The following is a 24,008-nucleotide window of genomic DNA, read 5'->3' as shown; positions in this document are numbered from 1 at the left end:
CTCCGAAGACATGTGGCCGCCGCCGCACCACGCGGATCGCTGACGCTTGCACTCAAGGCCGAGAACTTGCGTATCGGCTACGACCTGCCGCTCTCGAAGGCGCGGGAATGGGGCCTGTACATCAGCACCTCGCGCGGCACGACGTCCATCGGGATTGAGGAGCCTGCGCTTTTCGCTGAGCCCGGCATATTCATCATGCGACCGGACGCGACGCTGTATTACGCCTCGGTTCAGACCATGCCCTTTGCACGCCCGCATTTCGACGACCTGCTCGGCGCGCTCGACTTCGCGCTTGCGAAGAACTACCCGGCCCGCGGTGAGTACGTCGGCGCCGTCTGACCGCGCAGCAGCATCGAACGCGAGCCTAGGGTGCCGTGGCCGCCGCGCCCAGGCCCGACAAGGCCTTGATCAGGCCCTCGACCGACGGGCAGGCGCTCGCCCCATGCCGTCGGGCGAGCCAGGCAGGGTCGTTGTAGCCGAACCAGGTCTGCTGATTCGCGTCCTGCCAGATCAAGGCCTTGAGCGGGAGGTCGATCCCCACTGTTTGCTGGCACAGCATGAATGGCGTACCTGCCTGGGCGCTGCCGAAGATGAACACCTCGGTCGGGCGCAGCGTCTTTCCAACCGCGGACGCGCCAGCGGCATGATCGATACGCGCGAACACGGTCAATCCTCGTTGCTTGATCGCGGCCTCGAGGCGCGACGCTGTTTCTGCGGGCGAGTGCGGGCTCTTGATGGCGATCAGGCCCTCTGCAGCCAAGGCGGCGAAGGCGAAGAGCGCACATGCGGCAGCGACTGTGATGCGAACGAGTGTCATATTTTCCCCTGCTTATGGGCCGATCTCCGGCTCGCCGAGTGCGCGCAGCACGCTGCTCGACAGACCTTCGAACCCATCCTCCACGAAGTCGTAGTCCATGTTCGGATGCGGGTCCGGCGGTCCTTCGGGGCCCCATTCGTCGGACCGACGCACGAATGCGGTCCGATAGCCCGCCGCATGGGCGGCGTTGAGGTCGAAGTTGTGGCACGCCACCATGAGGATCTCGGAAGGCGGAAGGCCCAGCCACCGCGCCGCCGTTTCATACGCCTGCGCATGCGGCTTGTAGACGCCGATCATTTCGCATGAGATCACCGCATCCCAGGTCAGGGCGTTCCTGCGAGAAACATCGATCACCAAGGACGTGGGCAACATCGTGAACGACACGACGGGCAGGACCTCGCGCAATGTCGCCATGGCAGCGGGAAAGTCGGGCCAGGCGTCCAGTTCATGCCACGCGCGCCAGACGTCGTGTCGCTGCGCCGGTGTCAATGCCTGCAGGCCGAAGTGAGTCAATGACTCGTCGAGGGTCCGGCGATGTACGTCGTCCATATTGAAGGTCGGCTGCTGAAGCCCGACGATCGCGGCCATGGTGCGCCTGCGCCAGTCGTTGGCAATGGCATGCCAATCGGCTTGCGGACCCTGTTGGGCCGCGACCCGGCGGAGCGCTCGCACGACACCGCTGTGCCAATCGAGCACGGTTCCTCCGGTGTCGAAGGTGATGGCGCGAAGTTTCATATTGCCCTAGCGTCCTTGAAGGTTCGCACGGCCGCTGCGATCCTGCTTGTCGGATCCGTAGGCGCGTTGCCGAGTTTCTTACAGATACGCAGCCCATGCCGTAACGGCCATGCGCACCGTCAGACTTTCCGCCCGCGCAGTTCAGGATCTGTTGGGAAGCCAGCAGCACTATGCAAGTGGGCAAGTGGGCGGCGGCGAGCGCTCGACGTGAACTTGCTCGGCCACGATGTCTTCGGAGGCGCATGGTATTCCCGCGCCGCGCTTAGCGAACTTGATCGCGTCGATTCAGCTACTCCAAGACATGGATCACACAGCGCCGACATACTCGCCGCGCGCCGGGTAGTCGTTCTTGATGATGAAATCCAGGGCCTGCACCATCTCGGCAAAGTTCGGGCGCACGAATGGCATCGACTGCACGGACAAGTAGTAGATGGTGCGATCGGGTCGGACCATGAAAACACCGGGTTCCGAAAACAGGGCCGGTTCCTCAATGCCGATTGACGTCTTGCCGCGGGATGAAGAAATGTAGAGCCCCCACTTCCTCGCATCGGCGAGGGCGAGGCCGTATCCAATGCGTAGATCCTTGGCGCCCACTTTTTCCGCCATCGCCCGCGCGCGCCCTTCATCGTCTGAACTGATCGCGACGGTCGTGACCCCGCGCTGCGCAAATGCGGCCGTCTGTCGCTCCAGTTCCTTCAAATAGTTGCCACAGATCGGGCAATGCAGCCCTCTGTAGAAGCAGACGAGCGTCATGAGGCCTGGGCGTTCTTCAGCCAGGTCGAAGCGCCCGTGCTCAAGGGTATCGAGCGCCAGCGCGGGGGCTTGTTGTCGGGGTATGAGCATCAGTTTTCCCTTCAGTGCCTGGTCGCAGAAGTTGCAACCGAACCCATAAGATCCCATACGTTGGGAAACGAATGCTCCTTGATTCATGATCCAAAGTCCGAATCCGCTCCGAAAAGTTGACCGACTAACGGCCTTCGTCCAGACGTTCAAGCTGGCGGCCGCGGTCGTCCCGCTGCCGACGGTGGTGAAAGGGCCGACGCTCATCGTCGCCGGCACTGCGGACGGGCTCGCGGGCCAAGTGGTCTTCCGCTCCGTAGGGTTCGACCGGTATCCGCAGGACGTGCTGGTCGCGGCGCAGGTCGAATTCGACAACGACACGAATCCGTTGATGATTGCGATGCCCGAGGAGCTGTCGATCCAACTGGATGAGGTGCCTGCGCTTCGGGCCACCGTAGCTGCTTTCCTGGCCGAAGCGTTCGACAGCCGGTGCGGACGTACCGCCGCCCTGGACCGTCTGGCCGAGGTCATCGTGCTGATGGTGCTGCGAAAGGCGATCGACGCCGGCACAGCCGAATCGGGCCTGCTTGCCGCGCTCGCCCATCCAGCACTGCATCGAGCGCTCGTCTCGATCCACGATATGCCGTCGCGCGCCTGGAGGGTGGACGATCTCGCCATGCGGGCCGGAATGTCCCGCAGTCACTTCATGGCGCTCTTCCGTGCAGTCGTTGGCACAACCCCGATGGCCTACCTATCTGCATGGCGCCTGACCTTGGCACGTCGATATCTGGAGTCCGGCGACACCGTCAAGTCGGTGGCCCGGCGCACTGGCTTCGGTAGCGCGGCTGCGTTTTCACGCGCGTACTCTCGAACGTATGGGTCTGCGCCCGCAGCGGCGAGATCGAGCGCAGTATCAGGAAAACGAGGTGATGCGCGCAGCACTTCGGCACTGGTCCAGCCTGCATCTTCTTAGGCCCCGCGATGACCAGGACGACGACCTGCGCGATGGTGGTCTCGGCCGACGGGTACACGCCATGCACCTCAACCCAGAAACAAGCGTCCCATGAATCTGCATCCCACGATCGAAATGACAACGACTTCTCGTTCATCGGATCGACATTCGGTAGCGGCCGGGAACCGTTAATTGGCAACTCGCGAGAATGCCGCCCAGTATTCTGAGAACCTACGAACCTTGGCCGGTCCATAGATTTGATCGAGAATTGAACTTTGCCGACTCGGACTTCTCAATCCACCGCCATCGCATGTTTGCCAACCCAGCCATCGCCCGCCCATACGTCACCGCATCTAGCGCTGGCGATGCGTTGCTGTTGGTTTTCCGGGCTGCTCTGGAGGCGCATCCATGAAGCGCCGATGGCTGCATAGGGTAGGTCGCGCGCTGATCGGAGTGCTGCTTTTTGCGCAAATGGCCGTTGCGGCCTACGCCTGTCCCGGACTCCTTTCGGGTGCTTCGACCGAGATGCGGATGCTTTCGGACAACGCGGCGGCGCTCGACGTCAGCAACACAGCCATGCCCATGGCGGCTTCTCAGGCCACCAGTCCCTGCGCCGACATGGCCGGGGCGACGGACCCGTCACCCAATCTCTGCGCCGAACATTGCCGCTACGGCCAGCAGAGCGACCATGCCCCGACGCTGACGGTGCCCATCGTACTGCTTACAACCCTTCTCATCACACCCTACGCGACCGATGTCGCGATGCGGCCGCGCCCTGCGGCCGCTGCGTCGAGTGCATTGGCTTCGGTGGATCCGCCGCACGCCATCCTGCACTGCTGTTTCCGAATCTGATCTCTCAGACGACGCGCGCTGACGACCCTCAACGGGGTCGGTTCGGCGCATCGGTCGTGCTCGCCTGCGCCGATGAGCTCCTGCTCGCCCCGGCGCACTGGGCGCTACACGAAGCCATTGTTTCGTTGTCTGGAGATTTCATGTTCATCGTTTCATTCCTGGCCGCGTTGTGCCTGACCCTCACAACTCTGAGCGCGTACGCGGAGCCCGCGCTGACGCTAGCCCGGGCACTCGAGCTGGCGCAACAACGCTCGCGCCAGCTCACTGCACAGGATGCCGCCGCGTCAGCCTCGCGCGAGATGGCAGTCGCCGCCAGGCAGTTGCCAGATCCAACGCTCAAGGCAGGAATCAACAATCTGCCCGTCAACGGTTCCGACCGATTCAGCTTGACGCGCGACTTCATGACCATGCGCTCCATTGGCGTGATGCAGGAATTGACCCGCGCAGACAAGCGCAAAGCCAGGTCGACCCGCTTCGAACGGGAGGCAGAGGCGGCCGAGGCAGGACGTGCCGTCGCACTCGCCAGTCTGCAGCGGGACACTGCAGCCGCCTGGCTGGAACGCCACTACCAGGAACGTGTGCGTGCCATTCTGGTCGCTCAGCGTGACGAAGCCGGCCTTCAGATCGAGGCTGCCGACGCCGCCTACCGGGGGGGCCGCGGCTCGCAGGCCGATGCGTTCGCCGCGCGTTCGGCCGTCGCACAGATCGACGACCGCATCCGGCAAGCCGACAGGCAGATCGCGACGGCCAAAACGAAGCTTGCGCGCTGGGTCGGCGACGACGCCAACCAGGAACTGGCCGCGCCGCCGGATCTGGCCGATCTCCATCTCGATGCATGGAGCCTCGAAAGTCAGATCGCGAATCACCCGCAGATCGCCATGTTGGCCAGGCAGGAGGAAGTCGCGCGCGCCGAGGCCGAGGTGGCCCGAAGCAACAAGCACTCCGACTGGAGCGTGGAGCTGATGTACAGCCAGCGCGGCTCCGCCTACTCGAACATGGTCTCGCTCAATGTCTCGATCCCGCTGAAAGTCGACCCGGCGAAACGGCAGGATCGCGAGCTTGCCGCCAAGCTGGCCCTGGCGGATCAGGCACACGACCAGCGCGAGGAAGCCATTCGCGAGCGCCTGGCAGAAGCGCACAGCTGGCTGCAAGAGTGGAAGAGCAACCGGGACCGCCTGACTCAATACGACAAGACGTTGATCCCACTTGCCTCAGAGCGCACGCGCGCCGCGATGGCGGCGTATCGGGGAGGCGGGCTGCTCGGCAGTGTGCTCGAGGCCCGGCGCATGGAGATCGACACGCGCATGGAACGGGTTCGTCTCGAGATGGAGACGGCTGGCCTCTGGGCGCAACTCAACTATCTGATTCCGACCGAACGCCGTTCGCCTCTGCAGGGTCGTGCATCTGAAGTGACGGAGAAATGAACATGAAGCTCAAACCCCTCTTGATCGGCTTGATCGCCGCCGGCGTCCTCGGCGCGGCGGGCTTCGGCTTGTACACCCTGGGCATGCAGCGCGGCATGGGCTTGGCGGGGTCGCCGGCCGCACCTGGGAGTGCAGCGACTGCTACCGCGCCGCCTTCCGCAGCACCGGCGGCACCGAGCAATGAGTCGGGCGAGGACGCCACTCGGCGCCATATGGCCGCCGGCCTCAAAGCCGGCGATACCGACCCCGCGAACGGCAAGAAGATCCTCTACTACCACGACCCCATGGTGCCGGGAAACAAGTTCGACAAGCCGGCCAAGTCGCCCTTCATGGACATGATGATGTCGCCGGTCTATGCCGGCGGCGACGGCGACCAGAACAAGGTGACCGTCAGCCCGCGCGTCCAGCAGAACCTGGGTGTGCGCGCCGCAGTCGTGTCGGAAGGCACGCTGTCCCCGCAGGTCGCGGCGGTCGGCAGCATCGCTTTCAACGAGCGCGATCAGGTCATCGTGCAGGCGCGGGCGACCGGGTACGTCGAGCGCCTGCATGTGCGTGCCACGCTCGACCGCGTGGCCAAGGGACAGGCCCTCGCCGAACTCTACGTTCCCGATTGGATTGCAGCCCAGGAGGAGTTCCTGTCGGTTCAGCGCATGCGCGGCACCGACTTGGCCCCATTGGTCGATGGCGCTCGCCAGCGCATGCGGCAGGTGGGCATGAGCGAGGGGCAGATCGAGCTCGTGGCACGCACCGGCCGCACGCAGCCTCGCATAACGCTGATTGCGCCGATCGGCGGCGTCATCACCGAATTGACGACGAGAGAGGGGATGACCGTGATGCCGGGCGCCACGCTGTTCCGCATCAACGGGCTTTCCACCGTTTGGGCCAACGCCGAGGTGCCGGAGAGCCAGGCTGCCTTGCTGCGACCCGGCGCCAAGGTGCAGGCAAGGAGCCCGGCTGTTCCCGGCGAAGCCTTCGACGGCAAGGTGCAGGCCATCCTGCCCGACGTCAACCCGACGACGCGCACCTTGAAGGCGCGGCTGGAGCTGGCGAACCCGGGCGCGCGGCTGGTGCCGGGCATGTTCGTGTCGATGCAGTTCATGGACATGCGCGCCGACAAGGTGCTGCTGATTCCGACCGAGGCCGTCATCCAGACGGGCAAGCGCACCGTGGTCATGCTGGCCGAGGAGAACGGCCGCTTCAGCCCGGCGGATGTCGAGATCGGCATCGAGAGCGGTGGGCAGACCGAGGTCAAGCGCGGCTTGCAGGCGGGACAGCGGGTGGTCGTCTCATCGCAGTTCCTGATCGACTCGGAAGCGAGTTTGAGGGGTGTCGAGGCGCGCTTGAACAGCGTGCCGGCATCGGGCGCTGCGCCTTCTGGCGCCGCAGCCGCGAGCGCTCCAAGGCACGTGGGCGAGGCCAAGGTGGAAAGCATCAGCAAGGACGCGATGACCTTGTCGCATGACCCCATCGCCACGATGAAGTGGGGCCCGATGACGATGGACTTCAAGCTGCCCACAGGCGGCGCACCGCGCAATGTCCAGACCGGCGACCGGGTGACCTTCGAGTTCTTCATGGACAAGGACGACCTGCCGCAGCTCACCCGAGTGACGCCGATGGCGCCCGAGCCCAGGGCGGCAGCGCCCGCTGAAAAGGGAAGCAAGCAATGATCGCGAGGCTCATCCGATGGTCGATCGCCAACCGCTTCCTGGTGTTGCTGGCCACGCTGTTGGTCAGTGCCTGGGGCGTGTACTCGGTGACGCGCACGCCGCTGGATGCGCTGCCCGATCTCTCAGACGTGCAGGTCATCATCCGCACCACCTACCCGGGCCAGGCGCCGCGCATTGTCGAAAACCAGATCACCTACCCGCTGACGACGACGATGCTGTCGGTGCCGGGCGCGAAGACGGTGCGCGGCTACTCGTTCTTCGGCGACTCCTTCGTCTATGTGCTGTTCGAGGACGGCACCGATCTCTACTGGGCGCGCTCGCGCGTGCTGGAGTATCTGAACCAGGTGCAGTCGCGCCTGCCGGCCGGCGCCAAGGCATCGCTCGGCCCCGACGCCACGGGCGTGGGCTGGATCTACCAGTATGCCCTGGTCGACCGCAGCGGCACGCAGGACGCCTCGCAACTGCGCGCCCTGCAGGACTGGTTCCTGAAGTACGAGCTCAAGACGGTGCCCAACGTCGCGGAGGTCGCCTCGGTGGGCGGCATGGTGCGCCAGTACCAGATCGTGCTCGACCCCGACAAGCTTGCGGCCTACAGGATTCCGCACACCAAGGTGGTCGAAGCGATCCAGAAGGCCAACCAGGAGACCGGCGGGTCGGTGCTCGAACTCGGCGAGGCCGAGTACATGGTGCGCGCCTCGGGCTACCTCCAGAGCCTGGATGACTTCCGCAAGGTGCCGCTCATGACGACCGATGCCGGCGTGTCGGTGCGTCTCGGCGACGTGGCCCGCATCCAGGTTGGTCCCGAGATGCGGCGCGGCATCGGCGAACTCGACGGCGAGGGCGAGACTGCGGGCGGCGTGATCGTGATGCGCTCGGGAAAGAACGCGCTGGAGACCATCGCCGCGGTGAAGGAAAAGCTCAAGACCCTTCAGGCGAGCTTGCCCCAGGGCGTGGAGATCGTGCCCACCTACGACCGGTCGGGCCTGATCGAGCGCGCGGTGGAGAACCTGAGCCACAAGCTGCTGGAGGAATTCCTCGTCGTCGCGGTGGTGTGTTTCATTTTCCTGTTCCACCTGCGCTCGGCCTTCGTTGCGATCGTTTCGCTCCCGATCGGCATCCTCGCCGCCTTCATCGTGATGCACTACCAGGGCGTCAACGCGAACATCATGTCGCTCGGCGGCATCGCGATCGCCATCGGCGCGATGGTGGACGCGGCGGTGGTGATGATCGAGAACGCCCACAAGCACATCGAGCAGTGGAACCATGAACACCCGAACCAGACGCTGCAGGGAGCGCTGCACTGGCGAGTGATCGCCGATTCGGCGGCCGAGGTAGGTCCGGCGCTGTTCTTCTCGCTGCTGATCATCACGCTGTCCTTCATTCCGGTGTTCACGCTGGAGGCGCAAGAGGGGCGGCTGTTCTCGCCGCTGGCCTTCACCAAGACCTACGCGATGGCGGCAGCGGCGGGGTTGTCGGTGACGCTGATTCCGGTGCTGATGGGTTATCTGATCCGCGGCAGGATTCCCGATGAGAAGACCAATCCCCTGAATCGCTTTCTCATCGCGGCCTATCGGCCGTTGCTGAACGCGGTGCTGCGCTGGCCGAAGCTGACGCTGGTGGGCGCCGCAATCGTGCTGGTGCTGAGCCTGTGGCCACTGCAGCACATCGGCGGCGAGTTCATGCCGCGGCTGGACGAGGGCGACCTGCTCTACATGCCTTCGGCACTTCCGGGCCTGTCGGTGGGCAAGGCCGGCGAGCTGCTGCAGCAGACCGACCGCCTGATCAAGACCGTGCCCGAGGTGGCCAGCGTGTACGGAAAGGCGGGGCGTGCAGAGACGGCCACAGATCCGGCACCGATGGAGATGTTCGAGACCACGATCCAGTTCAAGCCTCAAAACGAATGGCGTGCCGGCATGACGCAGGACAAGCTGGTCGAAGAGCTCGACCGCATCGTCAAGGTGCCGGGCCTGACCAACATCTGGGTGCCACCGATCCGCAATCGGATCGACATGCTGGCCACCGGCATCAAGAGCCCGGTGGGCGTCAAGGTGGCGGGCACCGACCTGACGACTATCGACCGCCTCACGGGTGAGATCGAGCGTGCGCTGAAGGACGTGCCGGGCGTGTCGAGCGCGTTGGCGGAGCGGCTCACCGGCGGACGCTATGTGGACGTGAACATCAAACGCGACGAAGCCGCCCGCTTTGGCATGAACATCGCGGACGTGCAGTCGGTCATCGCCTCGGCCGTGGGTGGCGAGAACATCGGCGAGACGGTCGAAGGCCTGCAACGCTTCCCCATCAACATGCGCTACCCGCGTGAGATCCGCGATTCTCTGGAGAAGCTGCGGACGCTGCCGATCGTCACCGAACGCGGCGCGCGGCTGGTGCTGTCCGACGTCGCGGATATCCGGATTACCGATGGGCCGCCGATGCTGCGCAGCGAAAACGCGCGGCTGTCGGGCTGGGTCTATGTCGATATTCGAGGGCGCGACCTGCGCGGGGCGGTGCAGGACATGCAGCGCGTGGTCATGAAGGAGGTGAAGCTGCCTCCGGGCTACTCGGTCTCCTGGTCGGGGCAGTTCGAATTCCTCGAGCGCGCCACCGCGAAGCTGAAGGTGGTCGTTCCGTTCACGCTGCTCATCATCTTTGTGCTGCTGTACCTGACCTTCAAGCGCTTTGACGAAGCGCTGTTGATCATGGCCGCGTTGCCGTTCGCGCTGGTGGGCGGCATCTGGCTGCTGTACCTGCTCGGCTACAACCTGTCCGTCGCAGGAGCGGTCGGATTCATCGCACTCGCAGGCGTGTCCGCGGAGTTCGGCGTGATCATGCTGCTGTACCTCAAGCACGCGTGGCAGGACCGGCTCGACGAAGGTCGCACCGAGAACGCCGACCTGCTGGATGCCATCCGCGAAGGAGCGGTGCTGCGCGTGCGACCCAAGGCGATGACGGTCGCTGTCATCTTGGCTGGCCTGTTCCCGATCATGTGGGGCAGCGGCACCGGCTCCGAGGTCATGCAGCGCATCGCCGCGCCGATGGTGGGTGGGATGATCACCGCGCCGCTGCTGTCGATGTTCGTGATTCCGGCGGCCTACCTTCTGATGCGCCGGACGCGTGAGCGGGGCGCACCGGCGCTTGCGTTCTGGAGGAGGCGCCATGGCACGCCCTGAATGCCTCCAACGATGGCGTGCACTCTTTGGCGTTGCGCTGTTCCTGTGTCTGGCCTTGCCGGGCGCGGGGGCGTGGGCATCGATTCCCGTGATGCGGGAGACCGGGCCGATAGCGATCTCGGCCATGGCTTCGGAATCGATGCCGACGGCCTCGGACCGCATGCCGTGCGCGCGCTGCTACGTCGCTCCGGCACCAGCATCGCACGGCTTCAGTGGCGAGTGCAGGGAGCATGAAGCGCCGATTTGGCGGGTTCATGCCCCGTCGATTCTTGAAGCAGAGTATTTCGACACGGGAGGCCAGCTTGTACGGTTGCCAGTGCGCATCCTGTACTGCCGGTGATCACGGCGCAAGCGCCCGGTCCAACGATGCGAGGAACTCTTCCGGTGGCTGGTATCCGATCACGCGGAAGTTGATCGCGCGCCCCTGCTGGTTGAAGAACACGATGCCGGGTGGACCGAACAGCGAAAAGCGCTCGAGCAAGGCGCGATGGTCCGCGGTGTTGGCGGTGACGTCGGCGCGAAGCAGCACCGTGTCCTTCAATCGGGCCTGGACGCGCGGGTCGCTGAATGTGAACCTGTCCATTTCCTTGCACGACACGCACCACTCGGCCCAGAAGTCCAGCATGACCGTTCGGCCTTGCGCCGTGCGCAGGCGGCTCTCCAGTTCGGCGACGCTGTTCACGGGCTGGAACGCGAGTTCCCGGCGCTCCACGCGATCCGCACCACGGAAGCCGGCCAGCGGCTGCAAGATCTCGCGATGGCCCGACAGCGCGCCGACCAACAAAGCGATGCCCGTTACCAGCGCCAGCACGGCTGCGCCTTTGAACAGGCGTCTATGGCCCGGCGAGTCGGCGGGCAACGGGTCGAGAGCGTGCAGGTAGATGGCGGGCACGATCAGCAACGCGGCCCAAAGCAGCTGCTGTACAACAACCGGAATGACTGGCGACACCGTGTAGACGGCGACGGCCAGCATGATCCCGCCGAAGACCCGTTTGACCGACGCCGTCCACGCGCCGGCCTTCGGCAGCAGGGTACCTGTCGTTGCCCCCACGACGAGCAGCGGCAGGCCCATCCCGAGGGCCATCGCAAACAGCGCCGTGCCGCCCAATACGATGTCGCGCGTTTGACCGATGTACAGCAGGGCCCCCGCCAGCGGGGCGGCAACGCAGGGCCCCACGATCACCGCCGAGAGCACGCCCATCAGGAATGCACCCGCCACCCTGCCACCCTTGTGCCGGCTGCCAACGTTGGCCAGCCTGCTCTGTATCGCAGCAGGCAGCTGCAGTTCGTAAAGGCCGAACATCGACAGTGCCAGCAGCACGAAGATGGCTGCAAAGCTGCCCAGCACCCACGCACTTTGCAGGTAGGCCGACAGCAGCGTGCCGGCGAGCCCTGCAGTCACGCCGGCCAGCGCGTAGGTGATCGCCATCGCCAACACGTAGACCGATGACAGGCCGAGGGCGCGGCGCCGCGTGATGTGCTGCCCCTGGCCCACGATGATGCCGGACAGGATGGGGATCATCGGCAGCATGCAAGGCGTGAAGGCCAACAGGAGGCCGAATCCGAAGAACGCCGCCACCAGGGCCCAGGTGCCACCGCGCGCGAACAGCTGGCGAACGCGGCCTTCGTCCGATAAATCTGCCGCGGGCGGGCTCGTCGCATCGGCAAGCTGCGCTGTCGAAGAACCCCCTGAAGTGGTCGGACCGGACAGCGCCACCGTAAGGGTCTTCTCGATCGGCGGATAGCAGACGCCCAGCGGCTCGTTGCAGCCCTGGTAGATCGCGCGTAACTGGACCTGGTCCGCATGACCTTGTCCGTGCCGCAAGGTGATGATGGCCTCGAACGGCCGGTGGAATACCTCCACCGTCCCGAAGGTCGGGTCGGCCTTCGGGTCGCCCTTCGGCAGCGACACGCTGGCGACGGACACCGTCGGTGGATCCGCGATGCTGAAGCTGATGCGATCGCGGTAGAGGTAGTAGTTGTTGGCTGGCGTCAATTCGGCGACGAGCGTGTTCGCATCCTTCGCCCGCACCGCAAGGCGGAACGCCTGCTCCGGTGGCAGCAACTCAGGCTGCGCGCTGGAGCCGCCCAGCCACTTCCGGATCGAATCCAGCGCGCCCGGCGCTGCTGGCGCCGTGCTGGACTGCGGCGCCGGACCGGGGCCGGGCGTATCGCCTTGCGCAAACGCGATGGTGGACCCGGCAAAAATCAACCAGCCCAAACCACGCATCGCACTTGCCCAAGCACTGCGGAATAGCGGTGCAGATGGTGCCGGCGGCGCGATCGAGTCTGCGCAGTGCCGATGTGTGCCGGTTGTCATGCTGCGATCGACCTCGAGTTCACCGGTTCGGTCCCCAGTGGACGTCAACTGCGGCCTGAATCTTTGCGGCATCGGTGATGCCCTTTTTGGTCATGTCGTACGCGATCTCGGCGGTCCCGAGACACACAGGGCAATCCTCGGCCATCCGATCCTCGAAACACTGGAGGTTGGAGCGGTGGACGCCACGGTTCTCGCAGCCGCACCAGCAATACAGCTTGTTCAACACCGCCGGGATCCGGGTGGCGATCCAGTAGCCGTGGCGGACCTCCGCCTGCGAGAAGCGTTGCGGGTCGAGGACGGCCGACGCGTCCTCCCGTCCGGTCGGAATGATGCGCAAGCCGTCGGGGCGCAGCATGCCCACGGTCCAGCCCGACTCGGCCGATGTCTGTGCGCGGTCGGTGTTCGCAGCCTGTTGCGGGGCCGGCCGGACCGGAACCAGCCAGGTCAGCAGCAGCAGAACACCGGCCAGTCCCAGCATCATGGCCGCGATGACTGCACGGTGGCGCCCGGGTCGCTGGGGAGCGCGCGGTTCTGGTGATCGAGCCTTGGATAAATTGCCGCGATGTTTCATGGTGTCGTCTCCTTCGTGAGGTCTGTGCTGAGGGTGACCATCAACTGGCGAGCTCGCGCTCGATGGCGGCGTGGAGCGACCCGAAGTCGGGCTCGCCCACGAATCGGCTCAGGATCCTGCCGCGCTTGTCGATCAGCACTGCGGTGGGAGTCAGGTCCACGCCGCCGAACGCCGCGGCGATCGAACCGTCCTTGTCGAGCACGACCTTGAAGGGCAGCCCGTGCTTACGCGTGTAGTTCGCGACATACTCCGGCGGGTCGTATGCCATCGCGACGGCGATCAACTCGAAGCCGCGCGGCGCATAGCGCTCGTACGTTTTCACGAGGTCCGGCATTTCCTTGATGCAGGTGGCGCAACTCGTGGCCCAGAAGACGACGTACACAACGTTGCCGCGCAGACGCTGCGTGCTCGTCGTTTCGCCATCGAGCGTGACGTACCCAACCTCCGGCGCCGACGGCCGAGACAGGAACACGTAGGCGGCCGTCGCCACCAATGCCATACCGAGCACGATCGCCAGCACGTAGCGGCCCATGGCAAACCTGTTCATCGCCTGCTCCTCATCGTGGCTCATCGCTTCGCCGCCTTCTGCAGCTGCGCTTCCAACTCGCTGCGAGGGACGGCGCCCAGCAGTCGACGCCCGTCCGCAAGAATCGTCGTCGGCGTGCCAGTGATCCGGTGCCGCTTCCCAAATTCGACGATCTTCCCAATCGGGTTGTCGCAGTCTGCGGCGGCCGGCGCGATGCCGGTGCGCATGACCTCGTCCCAGGCCTTGACCCGGTCCCTGGCGCACCAGACCGCCCTGGACTTCGCGGCCGCGTCCGGATGGATCTGCTCGATGGGATACAGGAAGACATACACCGTCAAGTTGTCCATGCCCGCAAGCGTCTGCTCCAGCGTCTTGCAGTACGGGCAGTCGGGATCCTCGAAGATGGCGATCTTGCGCGCACCACCGCCCTTGACTCGCTTGATCGCCCAATCGAGGGGGAGGCTGTCGAAGGGAATCGCATTGATCTGTTCGAGCCGGGCCTCGGTGAGGTTGCGGTCGGCTTTGACGTCGAGCAGCGGGCCGCCAAGGATGTACCCGCCGTCCTCCGTGATGTAGAAGACCTGGCCTTCGATCGCGGCTTCGAGCACGCCCGGAACGGGCGTCTTCGAAATGCCCTGGATCGGGCTTCGCGGAAATGCGCGCTGCAACGTTGCGCGCGCCGCGGCGTCGTCGGCGCGAGCTGCCGTGGCGACGGTAGCTACGGTTGCCGCCGCGATGATCATCAGCAGGCGCTCCATCATGGTCTAGGCCTTGACGAGGTAGTTGCGCATCATGCCGGCGTCCTCGTGCTCCAGCATGTGACAGTGATAGAGGAACAGCCCCGGATAGTCCGCAAAGCCGAGCAGGATGCGAACGCGTTCGCCCGGCATCACGAGCACCGTATCCTTCCAGCCTTCGTCGACGAGGCCGGCCTTGACGGTCTCGTAGCTGCGTGCAAACCGGCTCGAGACCGAGCGCCCGATCACGCGGAACTGCAACCCGTGCACGTGCATCGAGTGCGGCATCGCCATGCCCATCATCCCCGCCTGGCCCTCGTTGCGGAACTCCCAGACCTCGTGCGTTCCCAGCTTGATAGTCTCGAGCGGGCTCGCGCCGAGCATGTCGAAGCCTTCGCCATTGATGCCCCAGACCATCATGCCCATCGTGAGCTCGAAGACCTTGGGGTGCCCTGCGTTGATGGCCGTTCGCGGCGCCGGGGGCGGCAGCGTCGAGAGGCGCCGCGGCAACGTGGCGCCCACAATGGTTGCGCCGTCCCGAACCCGGAGCCGGAGCACCGGAAACGGCGCGCCATCGGGTAGGGCAGCGGCGCTCCCCATCATGCCGCCCATGTCCATGCCGCCTTCGAAAGCCAGGCTTCGCAGCGCGAGCTCGATGCCGGCCTGCCAGCGGCCGAAGTCCACCCACAGGTCGACCCGCTCGGCGGGCGCGAGCATGACGTAGTCGCGTTGCACGGGCGCAGCCAATAAGCCGCCATCGGTGGCGATCACGGTCAGCGGCGAACCGTCGCTCCACGCCAGCTTGTACATGCGCGTGTTCGACGCATTGAGAAGCCGAAGGCGATACGCCCGTCGATCGACCTCGAAGCTTGCTTGCGGCCTGCCGTTGACGAGGACCTCGTCGCCGAGCACGCCCATCATGCGGGCCATCATTGAGGCCATGCCGCCGCCCATCATCCCGTGGCCCTGCGTGCCCGCACCGCCGCCGTCTGCCTCCAGATAGACGAACTGGTTGTCGTCGTCGAAGTTTCGATCCTGCAGGACCAACGCAAGATCGTGCGGCCCCGTGGGCAGGTCGAGCGCGGCCTCCTCCTCGTCGCTCACCAGGAACAGTCCCACCAGCCCGGCGTAGGCCTGCTTGCCCGTCCTGCCATGCGGGTGAGGATGAAACCAGTAGCTGCCGGCGCGATTGACTACGGTGAATTCGTAAACATAGCGCGCGCCCGGCGCGATCGCGTGGCGCGGATGGCCGTCCATGTCCTGCGGAACATGCAGCCCGTGCCAATGAACGATGGTGGACTCCGGCAACCCGTTGATGAGATCGATGCGTACGCGCTGACCATGGCGAACGCGGATAATCGGCCCCGGGAAGGAGTCTGCCGACGCGTCGAGCGCATTCGTCTCGCCGCGCAGCAGCCTGCCGCGGTAGCGCCACACGCGCGTCTTGGCGCCCGGATGAACGGCAACCTGGTCCGGCACCGCGTGCAGTTCGATGTGGACATCGATGTCGCGCGCTCTGCCGGTTCCGGCCCTCACGCCAGGCAGGCCGAGCGCGGCCGCAGCCGCAGAAGTCGCGGCACGGATCAGGACGCGGCGCCGTTGAGGGTTCACGATGGCTCTCCGATGTAGCGTGGCTGCGGGGACTCTGGCCCCTCAGCAGACCAGACTGCCCATCATCTCGGTATGCATCAGCGCCATGCCGATGACGCTCAGCACCGCGATGCCGCCGATGACGGCAAGCACGTTCACCACGATCTTCATCGCCATACTTTTCTTGGAGTCATTCATGGGTCACTCCGTTCTGCGCAAGCTGCGACCAGGTGCGGCCCTGGTCCTTGCTGAGAAACACGCTTCGCTTGAAGGTGGCCATCGCAATTTCGCTGCGCCGCACGGGGTTCTGTGCGATGTACGCCACCGCGTCCTCGGTCAGGGCCGGGATCGGCAGCTCTTCCGGTTTGGAGCCGGCCTTCAAGGCGATCCGCGCCAACGTCGCCTTGCCCGAATACGTGCCGAACCACAGGTGCTGTCCATCGAGGTCGAAGGCCTCGGCAAGCACGCGCTGGCCGCCGGCCAACCGCTCGAATGTCTCGGCCGAATCCCGGGACAGGTAGAGCCCGTCGGCCGTGCCGGCGGCGACGATGCTGGCGTCGGTGGGGTGTACGGCCAGGCTGTTGAGTTCGCGGCCCAGTCCCCTGGCTGCGGCGCGCGTCCACTTGAGGCCGTCGTTGCTCGTGTGGTGGATGCCGGCTCGTGGCATGCGGGAGTTCGGTGCGTGGTTGAACACGTACACCGCGTTGATGCCGTAGCTCGTCGCCAGGGTGTGGAAGTCCGATTCGCCCTCGAGCCCGAGCTTCTGCCAGGTGCTGCCGCCATCGTTGCTCTTGATCAGGCCGAAGGGGTTGGTCAAGCCCGAGCCCGGCGCGGGGTGCCCGCTGCTGTACAGCGTGTCGCGCGTGGTCGAGAAGCCCATGTAGTCGTGCGCCGGCCCGGCGGCCTTCGACCAGCGTCCGTTCTCGAAGACGGCCAGGCCGTGGTGGCTCGGAATCATGAGTCGCTTGCCGTCCGCGCTGTAGGCCAGGCCGTGGACGTGCATCAGGGTGACAGGCTCGCCGGCGTGGACACGAATCGCCGCGGACACGCCGAGTACCAGCATGAGCAGGAGAGCGCGAAACCTGTGCTTGTTGATGAACTGCATGTCGATCCTTGATGTTGATGAAAAGGTGTTGTTCGGCCATCGGTTCGTTCGTCACCCCCGCAGCAGCCGCGCGACGTCGGCCGCCATGGTGTCGACGGTCCTCTCGGTGCCCATCAGCAGGTGCAAGCGGCCTTGGGGGTCGTAGACATAGATGGCGCTTCCGTGCGTGACCGCGTAGTGGCCCTCAGCATCGGCGGCCTGCGCGTCGTGGAAGAACTTGAACTCCTGGGCCAGCGACGCGGTGGCGTCCGGGTCGCCGTACAGGCCAAGAAAACTCGGGTGGAAGGCGGTCACGTAGCTCGCCAGCACCTGGGGCGTGTCCCGCGCTGGGTCCACCGTGACGAACAGGCCTTGCACGCGCCGGCCGGCGGGGCCGAGCCTGTCGACCACGCGTGCCATGTCGGCCATCGTCGTCGGGCACACGTCCGGGCAGTTCGTGAAGCCGAAGAACAGCAGCACCACCTTTCCCCTGAAGTCGGCGACGCTCCTCGGCTCGCCGTTGTGGTCGGTCAGGTGAAAGTCCTGTCCCCATTCGACCTTCGAAATGTCGGTCGACTTGAACGGCGATGTCGGGCCGCTCGCGCGCTCGCCACAGGCTGCCACGAGTAACGCCAGCGCGACGACGAGAAATGCTCTCAGGACCATGGCCTACTCTCGCGCCGGTTGTGATGGCGCTGGATCAGCCGCCATGCGGCGGCGTATCAGTTCGACCATCCGCGGGTTGTCCCACGCGGCTGGGCCGGATTTGCGGCCTATTTCGCGCCCCTCCCGATCGATGAAAAGCGTCAGCGGCACACCGGCCACGGCGAGATTCGACAACGTGTCGCCGAACGTGTCCATGTACGGCTGCAGGTGCTTGATGCTCGTGCGATCGAAGAAGTCCCGCACGACCGGCAGACCGCCGCGATCGATCGAGAGTGCGACGACTTCGAAGCCGGGCCCGCCCAGCGTGGCCTGCAAGCGATCCAGGGTCGGCAATTCTTCCACGCACGGCGGGCACCAGGTGGCCCACACGTTGAGCAGCACGAACTTGCCGCGGAATGCGGCCAGGCTCGTCGGCTTTCCGTCGCCGTCCGAGAACCGCAGATTCGCCACCTCCCTCGGGCGCGCGTGAAGCACGAGGTCAGGATCGGCGCGCCGTGCACCCCGCGTCAGGCGCAGCACCGGGATGGCACCGAGGGTGGCCGCCAGCGCGGCGAGCACGAACCATCGCTTTCGGATCGTCACGGGCACTCCTTGCGAATGAACGTCGAGATCTCCTCGGGGCGCGAGAAGACGACCACGGCCCGGTCTCCCTGCATGCCGCTGCCGATGACGACCGGCTTGCCGGCTGACGGGCCCTCGGGGCTGCCGTCCGTCTTGAAGCGCAGGTTGAATTCCCACCAGATGCGGCTCTTGCCGTCGCCGGTGACGACGCGGTAGGCATCGCCGCAGTAGCGGATCGTGGCAACCTCGCGGGACGCGTCGACACGCTTGAGGTTCGGCAGCCCTCGGTCCGGCGCCGACACCCGTCCTTCGGACACGGCCTGCAGATAGGCCAGCAGATCGTTGCGCGTGCCGGCGTCCGGTATGCCAGCGACGAGCATCGTGTTGTTCGGAACCAATGCGGCCGGGTTCTGCAGCCACGCATCCAGGGTCTTCTCGTTCCAGACGATCTCCGAGCGCTTCAGCGCTTCCGAATAGCGGCCGAACCCGGTGGCGGTGCCGGCCCTGCTGTTCCACACGCTGGCGAGGCTCGGACCGGTCATGTGACGTCCTGGCGCGAACGAATGGCAGGCCATGCAGGCACGCGATGCCCGCGCGCCGCGCTCGACGTCCCCCGCGCCATGCGAAGGCGCGATCCATGAGAAGCTCCCGGCGACTCCCAGAAGAGCAACGCGACCGAAGCTGGCAAGCATCATCTGGAACCTCCTCGATCAGGCCACCGGGCCCTCGCCGATGAGCAATTTCGAGTCGCCGGTGTAGTGGTGCGGCGGCACCTCGAGATTGCTGGGCGCGGGCACGTTCTTGAAGACACGGCCTGCGAGATCGAACTTCGATCCGTGGCAGGGGCAAAAGAAGCCGCCGGGCCATGCCGCGCCGATGTCGGGGGCGCCTGGTTCCGGCCTGAAGATCGGGACGCAACCCAGGTGGGTGCAGATCGCCACCAGCACGGCGATGTCGGGCTTCACCGAACGCAGGTCATTGCGTGCATAGTCCGGTTGCTGCCCCTGCCGGGTCGAACGCGGGTCGCTCAAGAGGCCGTCGTGGCTGCGCAAGGCCGCGAGCATGTCCGCATTGCGGCGCAGCACCCACACCGGCCTGCCGCGCCATTCCACGGTCCTTAGCTCGCCCGGCTTGACGGTTCCGACGTCCACCTCCACGGGCGCGCCGAACGCGCGCGCTCGCTCGCTGGGGGCCATCGAAGCGACGAAGGGCACGCTTGTCGCGACGATGCCAACGCTGCCGGCTGCGGAGCAGGCCGTGACCCACCGGCGACGTGCAGGGTCGCTGGGGTTTGCCGTCTGTGGCATCTGGGGGCCTCCAGGGTGGGCGCGAACGCGCACTCCGACGCGCTCGCTAGGCCCTGTCCGGGTCGGCATCGCCGACCCAGGACTTCATCTTGCTTTCGTCGAGCTTGGACCTCTCATCGTTCTTGCTACCGTTCATGCCCTTCATCATGAGGATCATCGCAATGGGACAGACAAGTGTGAGCAAGAGCGGTGCACTGGCCAGAATGAACGCGTGGGCTGCGGGTACCGCGAAGTACGCCACCGCGAGCGCAGCGCCTAAGCCGACAGCGATCTTGATCATCGTCTTGAAATCGCAGTTCATGATTGAATCCTTTGAGATGGGGCGTCGCAGTGAGGGATTGAGCCTCTTTGCGTTCGCCGGCTAGAGGGCCTTTGGAGCAGACCGGACTGGCAAGACCTCGGTCCCGGTGCGAAGGTGGAGGAACCTGTCCACCGGCATCACCGCCACGATGCCTGCGCCGGGAATATCGGCCTTGCCAACTTCCAAAAAGGTGCCGAGCAGCGACTCCACCTTCGAGTCCTCCGTGAAGATCTCGATCTTGATGTGCTCGCTGAGCAGGTCATCGGTAAAGAAATTCTTGTACTCGCCGAAACCCTTTACCTTCGTCAGCGTGATCCCTTCGACGCCAATGCTCCTGAGCTTCGCGCTTAGCGACTTCATCGCGTCGGGCGGGACGATTGCCACGACATACTTGAAATTCATGATTTCCTCGCTGTTTTCGGCTGTCTGATCGACAGCAAGAAGCGGTGGGCGAAAATCCGGGCAAACGAATTAACCTCGCCGGCCGAGCATCGTGCGGACGCGCGTGCCGACGACCGGTCAGGTCGCCAGCACACGCGTCAGATGCGGGTCAAATGCGCCAGCAGCAGTGCAAGATGGCGTGCGGCGGCTCCGCCGCGGCAGGTGGACGCCACAGCCCAGGGGGAAGTCCTGCGTTCACGGCAACCTCACCGAGCGGTGGGAGCGTGTAGAGATAGGTTGCCAGAACCGCAGGCATGGCGAGCACTTGGGCGTGGTCTGCACTCTGTGGTCCGTATTGGCAGTGCGCGACGCAAAGATTCGACAGCTTGGGGTCCATGCCGTCGCCCTGATCTGCAGCGGCGCCGAGGTCCGGCGTACTCATGCCGACCACGCCACTGCCGGCCATCGCGACGGCGGAATCGGCGTTCCGGTCCCGCGCAGGCATGTCCATGCGCGACAAACCGACGCAGGCATGGGCGGCGATCGCCAGCTGCGTGAGCATCAGCACACCGATCAACAGCCGACAGATCGAGCGCCAGGAGGGCAGGATGGTCATGACGATCATTTGAGCAACGGCAAGGGGAGCAGTTCCCAGCCTGCAACGATGTTGCACTGCGTCAATCCGGGGAATGGAAGCGCCACCGGCGAATAAGCCCAAAAGCGACGGCGACAGCGATGATCTCCACCACCACCACCACCACCACCACCACCACCACCACCACCTCCGCGGCGCGCCCACATCCACCGACGCTCGCTCATTCGGCGCGTTCATCGAGGATCGGACACGCTGGCCGCTCGATGCCATGACAGGACGCGGCCAAGGCCTCGAGCGCACGCTTCATCGACTTCAACTGATCCACCCGGCGCTCGAGCTCGGCGATGTGGACCAGAGCGATGCGTCTGACATCGGTATTCGCTCGGCGATGGTTCTGCCAGAGCTTCAGCAACTCGGCAATCTCATTCATGGCGAAACCGAGATTCCGGGCCCGGCTGATGAAGTGCAGCGTATGAACCTCGTTGTCCCCGTACAGCCGGTAGCCCGCCTCGGTGCGGGCCACCGGGGGCAGCAGGCCCATGGACTCGTAGTAGCGGATCATCTTGGCCGTCACGCCGGAGCGTACGGCCGCCTGACCGATGTTGCACCGCTTCGCGTTGGTTGGTGCCGGCGCTCGGTGGCGGTGTCCCCCTGGCCAGCTTGCGGCCCGTTCGCGCCGCGGTGCGCTGTTATGCATCAACATGGTCGACCTCCTTTCCAGCGCGGCAGCTTCGCCGAACAAAGTCTGAGCCTCGCCACCATGGGAAAGTCAAGACGCACCGAGTCAAATCCATGGTACCTTGTGGGAGTTGTTCGCACTGTTGGATAAGTTCGCCGACGGCAAGGGACGTTGAGTTTGAATTTGCCAAGGAAGGCAAGACCCAAGTCCGTGAAGTAGGTCGGCCATTCAGCCAGGCATCGCGCCGAGGTGCCTGCGATACCGGTCTGCCGCGGCGCGCCGCGAGGACCGATTCGATCGGGCGTGGCGCCCAGGAATCGAGGTCCGCAGGGGGCCGCAGCGTAGCCGATCGCTGCCCGCTATGGCTATTCCTGCAGCGCAGCGATCAATGGGCAGGACACCCTCGCGCGGCTCGCGCAGCAGTCGTCAATCAAGGAGGCCAGGACCGACTCGATGCGATGCAGGTCCGCCAGCTTGGCGCGCACATCGGCGAGCTTCTGCTCCGCGAATTGGCGCGCGTCGTCGCAATGCGTGCCGTCGTCCAGCGCGAGCAATCCAGCGACCTCGTCGAGACTGAAGCCCAGGCGCTGGGCGGACTTGACGAAGCGCACCCGCGCCACATCGGCATCCCCATAGCGCCGGATGCCGCCACGAGGCCTCTGTGGTTCCGGCAGCAGCCCCTTGCGCTGGTAAAACCGGATCGTCTCCACATTGACACTCGCCGCCTCGGCGAAGGCGCCGATGCTCAATTTGCCGTCGATCAGCTGTTTCATACCGCTTGACTCCGTACTTGAGTACGGGAGTATTGTGGGCTCATCGAACAGACAAGGAATCGATCGATGGAATGGATCACGCGTGCGGCCGACAAGGCGGGGGCACTTGGGAGCATCATCTCTGCCGCCTCGTGCCCGGCCTGTTTTCCGGCCCTGGCGAGCCTCGGCGCTGCAGCGGGCCTTGGCGTCTTCAGCGAGTACGAGGGCCTGTTTCTCACCACCTTGCTGCCGCTGTTTGCCGCCGTTGCGCTGATCGCCAATGCTTTGGGCTGGTTACGTCACCGCCAGTGGCACCGCAGCTTGTTGGGCATGATCGGCCCGGCGATCGTCCTTGCGGCCATGCTGCTGTTCTTCGGCCATTGGTGGACCGCCGAGCTGCTGTACACGGGACTGGCCTTCATGGTCGGCGTTTCGCTATGGGATCTCCTGTCGCCGGCGCACAAGCGCTGCGACGCGGAGGACTGCGCGATCGAACAGAGGCGCCCATGACCCGAGCAGAGAGCTCACACGGCGCCGGGGTTCTCGACTCGGTGCTCACATGTCCGCACTGCGGCCACGAGAAGCGCGAGCAGATGCCTGTTGATGCCTGCCAGTTCTTCTATGAATGCGAGCGCTGCAAGGCCTTGTTGCGCCCGAAGCCTGGCGATTGCTGCGTGTTCTGCTCGTTCGGCTCGGTGAAATGCCCGTCGGTCCAGGCGCAGAGACAATGCTGCGGGGAGGGCCTGCGCGCCATCCCCGCAGGTCGCGCCCAGGTTACTTGATTGCCGTCACGACATAGCCTCTGGGCGCGGTCAAGCGGGTGCGCTTCATAAGTGCGCGCAGATGCTCGGACCTAAGGCCGATTGAATGGATTGTTCATGGCGAATCTCCACGCCAGTGGCCGGCCGTTTCGACCGCGGGGGCCAGCGGGCCTTCACGGCAGTCATCGCGCGCGATGAACGGGGCGATGGAGCGGCGACCCAGCCACTGAACGACAGAGAAGGCTGTACCGACCGCCACGGCGACCAACAGACCCGCAGCGATGTCCAAGGGAAAATGGACGCCGACGTACACCCGCGCCCATCCGGTGATGGCGGCGGCAGCGACCATCGCAAATCCCAAGACCCGAAGTCGAGGGCGCAGCAGAAAGATCAGGGCGACGGTGAACATCACGGCTGCGTGCGCACTTGGCAGCGATCCGCGAGCACCGTGTGCGATGTAGGCAGGGCTCAGGCCCAACATGAAAGGGCGTGGCAGGTCGAGCAACCCCGCGATGGCATGCGCAATGGAGGCGGTTGCCGCGGAAACCACCAAAGCGGCTATTACATAGACGCGCTCTGAAGGACGCTGCCATACCGCCCATCCCATCAGGCCCACAGTCACCCAGGCCCCGCCGAGCGCGATGGCGGAGGCGAGAGGCAGTAGCCAGGGATTGGGGTCATAGCCCGCGGCGATCCACTGGAACAGGGCGAGATTCACTGCCCTCATGCGGCCTCCCGCATTCGGTGCGCACGCAAGCCGCATAAGGTCACGGATAGCACCCC

General features: G+C 65.2%; 29 protein-coding genes. 9 read left to right on the top strand and 20 right to left on the bottom strand.

Translation table 11 applies throughout. The features are described from left to right. Positions 1-12: 12 nt before the first annotated feature. Complete coding sequence (locus ACSQ89_RS36975) at positions 13-339, top strand: hypothetical protein (RefSeq protein ID WP_436297103.1); 327 nt, start codon at positions 13-15, stop codon at positions 337-339. A 25-nt stretch (positions 340-364) separates the two neighbouring features. On the opposite strand, the gene ACSQ89_RS36970 is transcribed toward ACSQ89_RS36975, so the two are convergent. From ACSQ89_RS36970 to ACSQ89_RS36960, 3 genes are all read right to left on the bottom strand, one after another. After that, positions 365-817, bottom strand: a complete 453-nt coding sequence (locus tag ACSQ89_RS36970; protein WP_436297102.1) for a DUF302 domain-containing protein — start codon at positions 815-817, stop codon at positions 365-367. Positions 818-829: 12 nt separating this feature from the next. Next, the gene (locus ACSQ89_RS36965; RefSeq protein WP_436297101.1) at positions 830-1,552 is read right to left on the bottom strand and encodes a haloacid dehalogenase type II; all 723 of its coding nucleotides are present in this window, start codon (positions 1,550-1,552) and stop codon (positions 830-832) included. Between the two features lie 306 nt (positions 1,553-1,858). Next, complete coding sequence (locus ACSQ89_RS36960; RefSeq protein ID WP_436297100.1) at positions 1,859-2,395, bottom strand: peroxiredoxin-like family protein; 537 nt, start codon at positions 2,393-2,395, stop codon at positions 1,859-1,861. Between the two features lie 85 nt (positions 2,396-2,480). Between ACSQ89_RS36960 and ACSQ89_RS36955 the strand changes: the two genes are divergently transcribed. The 6 genes from ACSQ89_RS36955 to ACSQ89_RS36930 all read left to right on the top strand — a co-directional run bounded on the left by ACSQ89_RS36955 (position 2,481) and on the right by ACSQ89_RS36930 (position 10,734). After that, complete coding sequence (locus ACSQ89_RS36955) at positions 2,481-3,305, top strand: AraC family transcriptional regulator (RefSeq protein ID WP_436297099.1); 825 nt, start codon at positions 2,481-2,483, stop codon at positions 3,303-3,305. 387 nt (positions 3,306-3,692) lie between these two features. After that, the gene (locus ACSQ89_RS36950; RefSeq protein ID WP_436297098.1) at positions 3,693-4,136 is read left to right on the top strand and encodes a hypothetical protein; all 444 of its coding nucleotides are present in this window, start codon (positions 3,693-3,695) and stop codon (positions 4,134-4,136) included. 140 nt (positions 4,137-4,276) lie between these two features. Next, entirely contained in the window at positions 4,277-5,560 is a 1,284-nt protein-coding gene (locus tag ACSQ89_RS36945; protein WP_436297097.1) for a TolC family protein, read from the top strand. Positions 5,561-5,562: 2 nt separating this feature from the next. After that, complete coding sequence (locus tag ACSQ89_RS36940; protein ID WP_436297096.1) at positions 5,563-7,227, top strand: efflux RND transporter periplasmic adaptor subunit; 1,665 nt, start codon at positions 5,563-5,565, stop codon at positions 7,225-7,227. After that, the gene (locus ACSQ89_RS36935) at positions 7,224-10,394 is read left to right on the top strand and encodes an efflux RND transporter permease subunit (RefSeq protein WP_436297095.1); all 3,171 of its coding nucleotides are present in this window, start codon (positions 7,224-7,226) and stop codon (positions 10,392-10,394) included. Before ACSQ89_RS36940 ends, ACSQ89_RS36935 begins: the two co-directional genes overlap by 4 nt. Continuing rightward, complete coding sequence (locus ACSQ89_RS36930) at positions 10,381-10,734, top strand: hypothetical protein (RefSeq protein ID WP_436297094.1); 354 nt, start codon at positions 10,381-10,383, stop codon at positions 10,732-10,734. Before ACSQ89_RS36935 ends, ACSQ89_RS36930 begins: the two co-directional genes overlap by 14 nt. Here ACSQ89_RS36930 and dsbD read toward each other — a convergent pair whose 3' ends face one another. The 16 genes from dsbD to merR form a co-directional block, all read right to left on the bottom strand. After that, the gene (gene dsbD, locus ACSQ89_RS36925) at positions 10,735-12,786 is read right to left on the bottom strand and encodes a protein-disulfide reductase DsbD (RefSeq protein ID WP_436297093.1); all 2,052 of its coding nucleotides are present in this window, start codon (positions 12,784-12,786) and stop codon (positions 10,735-10,737) included. Further along, positions 12,734-13,285 (bottom strand): PCYCGC motif-containing (lipo)protein, encoded by a 552-nt coding sequence (locus ACSQ89_RS36920; RefSeq protein ID WP_436297092.1) that lies wholly within the window; start codon positions 13,283-13,285, stop codon positions 12,734-12,736. Before ACSQ89_RS36920 ends, dsbD begins: the two co-directional genes overlap by 53 nt. A gap of 40 nt (positions 13,286-13,325) precedes the next feature. Continuing rightward, positions 13,326-13,856, bottom strand: coding sequence for a TlpA disulfide reductase family protein (locus tag ACSQ89_RS36915; RefSeq protein WP_436297091.1), 531 nt, complete (start codon positions 13,854-13,856; stop codon positions 13,326-13,328). Next, a complete protein-coding gene (locus ACSQ89_RS36910) occupies positions 13,853-14,569 on the bottom strand; it encodes a DsbC family protein (RefSeq protein WP_436297090.1) in 717 nt (238 codons plus the stop codon). The genes ACSQ89_RS36915 and ACSQ89_RS36910 overlap by 4 nt, the downstream gene beginning before the upstream one ends. Positions 14,570-14,575: 6 nt before the next feature. Next, complete coding sequence (locus tag ACSQ89_RS36905; RefSeq protein ID WP_436297089.1) at positions 14,576-16,159, bottom strand: multicopper oxidase family protein; 1,584 nt, start codon at positions 16,157-16,159, stop codon at positions 14,576-14,578. Between the two features lie 42 nt (positions 16,160-16,201). Beyond that, the gene (locus tag ACSQ89_RS36900; RefSeq protein WP_436297088.1) at positions 16,202-16,336 is read right to left on the bottom strand and encodes a hypothetical protein; all 135 of its coding nucleotides are present in this window, start codon (positions 16,334-16,336) and stop codon (positions 16,202-16,204) included. Continuing rightward, positions 16,329-17,243 (bottom strand): F510_1955 family glycosylhydrolase, encoded by a 915-nt coding sequence (locus tag ACSQ89_RS36895; RefSeq protein WP_436297087.1) that lies wholly within the window; start codon positions 17,241-17,243, stop codon positions 16,329-16,331. The genes ACSQ89_RS36900 and ACSQ89_RS36895 overlap by 8 nt, the downstream gene beginning before the upstream one ends. A gap of 51 nt (positions 17,244-17,294) precedes the next feature. Beyond that, complete coding sequence (locus ACSQ89_RS36890; RefSeq protein WP_436297086.1) at positions 17,295-17,888, bottom strand: SCO family protein; 594 nt, start codon at positions 17,886-17,888, stop codon at positions 17,295-17,297. A 3-nt stretch (positions 17,889-17,891) separates the two neighbouring features. Further along, on the bottom strand, positions 17,892-18,470 hold the full coding sequence (locus ACSQ89_RS36885; protein WP_436297085.1) for a TlpA disulfide reductase family protein: 579 nt from the start codon (positions 18,468-18,470) through the stop codon (positions 17,892-17,894). Continuing rightward, positions 18,467-19,141 (bottom strand): c-type cytochrome, encoded by a 675-nt coding sequence (locus ACSQ89_RS36880; protein WP_436297084.1) that lies wholly within the window; start codon positions 19,139-19,141, stop codon positions 18,467-18,469. The genes ACSQ89_RS36885 and ACSQ89_RS36880 overlap by 4 nt, the downstream gene beginning before the upstream one ends. Before the next feature lie 18 nt (positions 19,142-19,159). Then, positions 19,160-19,756 carry a ubiquinol-cytochrome c reductase iron-sulfur subunit gene (gene petA / locus ACSQ89_RS36875; protein ID WP_436297083.1) on the bottom strand — a complete coding sequence of 199 codons (597 nt, stop codon included), beginning with the start codon at positions 19,754-19,756 and terminating at the stop codon, positions 19,160-19,162. A 46-nt stretch (positions 19,757-19,802) separates the two neighbouring features. After that, entirely contained in the window at positions 19,803-20,057 is a 255-nt protein-coding gene (locus tag ACSQ89_RS36870; protein ID WP_436297082.1) for a DUF2933 domain-containing protein, read from the bottom strand. Positions 20,058-20,117: 60 nt separating this feature from the next. After that, the gene (locus tag ACSQ89_RS36865) at positions 20,118-20,459 is read right to left on the bottom strand and encodes a P-II family nitrogen regulator (protein ID WP_436297081.1); all 342 of its coding nucleotides are present in this window, start codon (positions 20,457-20,459) and stop codon (positions 20,118-20,120) included. 148 nt (positions 20,460-20,607) lie between these two features. Further along, positions 20,608-21,054, bottom strand: coding sequence for a hypothetical protein (locus ACSQ89_RS36860; RefSeq protein ID WP_436297080.1), 447 nt, complete (start codon positions 21,052-21,054; stop codon positions 20,608-20,610). 199 nt (positions 21,055-21,253) lie between these two features. Then, positions 21,254-21,595, bottom strand: coding sequence for a MerR family DNA-binding protein (locus tag ACSQ89_RS36855; RefSeq protein ID WP_436297286.1), 342 nt, complete (start codon positions 21,593-21,595; stop codon positions 21,254-21,256). Between the two features lie 482 nt (positions 21,596-22,077). Then, the gene (gene merR, locus ACSQ89_RS36850; protein ID WP_436297079.1) at positions 22,078-22,485 is read right to left on the bottom strand and encodes an Hg(II)-responsive transcriptional regulator; all 408 of its coding nucleotides are present in this window, start codon (positions 22,483-22,485) and stop codon (positions 22,078-22,080) included. Positions 22,486-22,551: 66 nt separating this feature from the next. On the opposite strand from merR, the gene merC reads away from it, so the two are divergent. Both merC and ACSQ89_RS36840 read left to right on the top strand, forming a co-directional pair. Further along, the gene (gene merC, locus ACSQ89_RS36845) at positions 22,552-22,974 is read left to right on the top strand and encodes an organomercurial transporter MerC (protein WP_436297078.1); all 423 of its coding nucleotides are present in this window, start codon (positions 22,552-22,554) and stop codon (positions 22,972-22,974) included. Further along, positions 22,971-23,246 (top strand): GDCCVxC domain-containing (seleno)protein, encoded by a 276-nt coding sequence (locus ACSQ89_RS36840; RefSeq protein ID WP_436297077.1) that lies wholly within the window; start codon positions 22,971-22,973, stop codon positions 23,244-23,246. The genes merC and ACSQ89_RS36840 overlap by 4 nt, the downstream gene beginning before the upstream one ends. A 94-nt stretch (positions 23,247-23,340) precedes the next feature. Here the strand turns inward: ACSQ89_RS36840 and ACSQ89_RS36835 are convergent, their stop codons facing one another. Beyond that, positions 23,341-23,952, bottom strand: coding sequence for a phosphatase PAP2 family protein (locus tag ACSQ89_RS36835; RefSeq protein WP_436297076.1), 612 nt, complete (start codon positions 23,950-23,952; stop codon positions 23,341-23,343). Positions 23,953-24,008: the final 56 nt, after the last annotated feature.

Origin of the sequence: Variovorax sp. LjRoot175, assembly GCF_964253805.1 — a bacterium.
Taxonomy (GTDB): Bacteria; Pseudomonadota; Gammaproteobacteria; order Burkholderiales; family Burkholderiaceae_C; genus Variovorax.
Note: the sequence above shows the minus strand (reverse complement) of the source record. Positions and strands in the feature narration are given on the sequence as shown.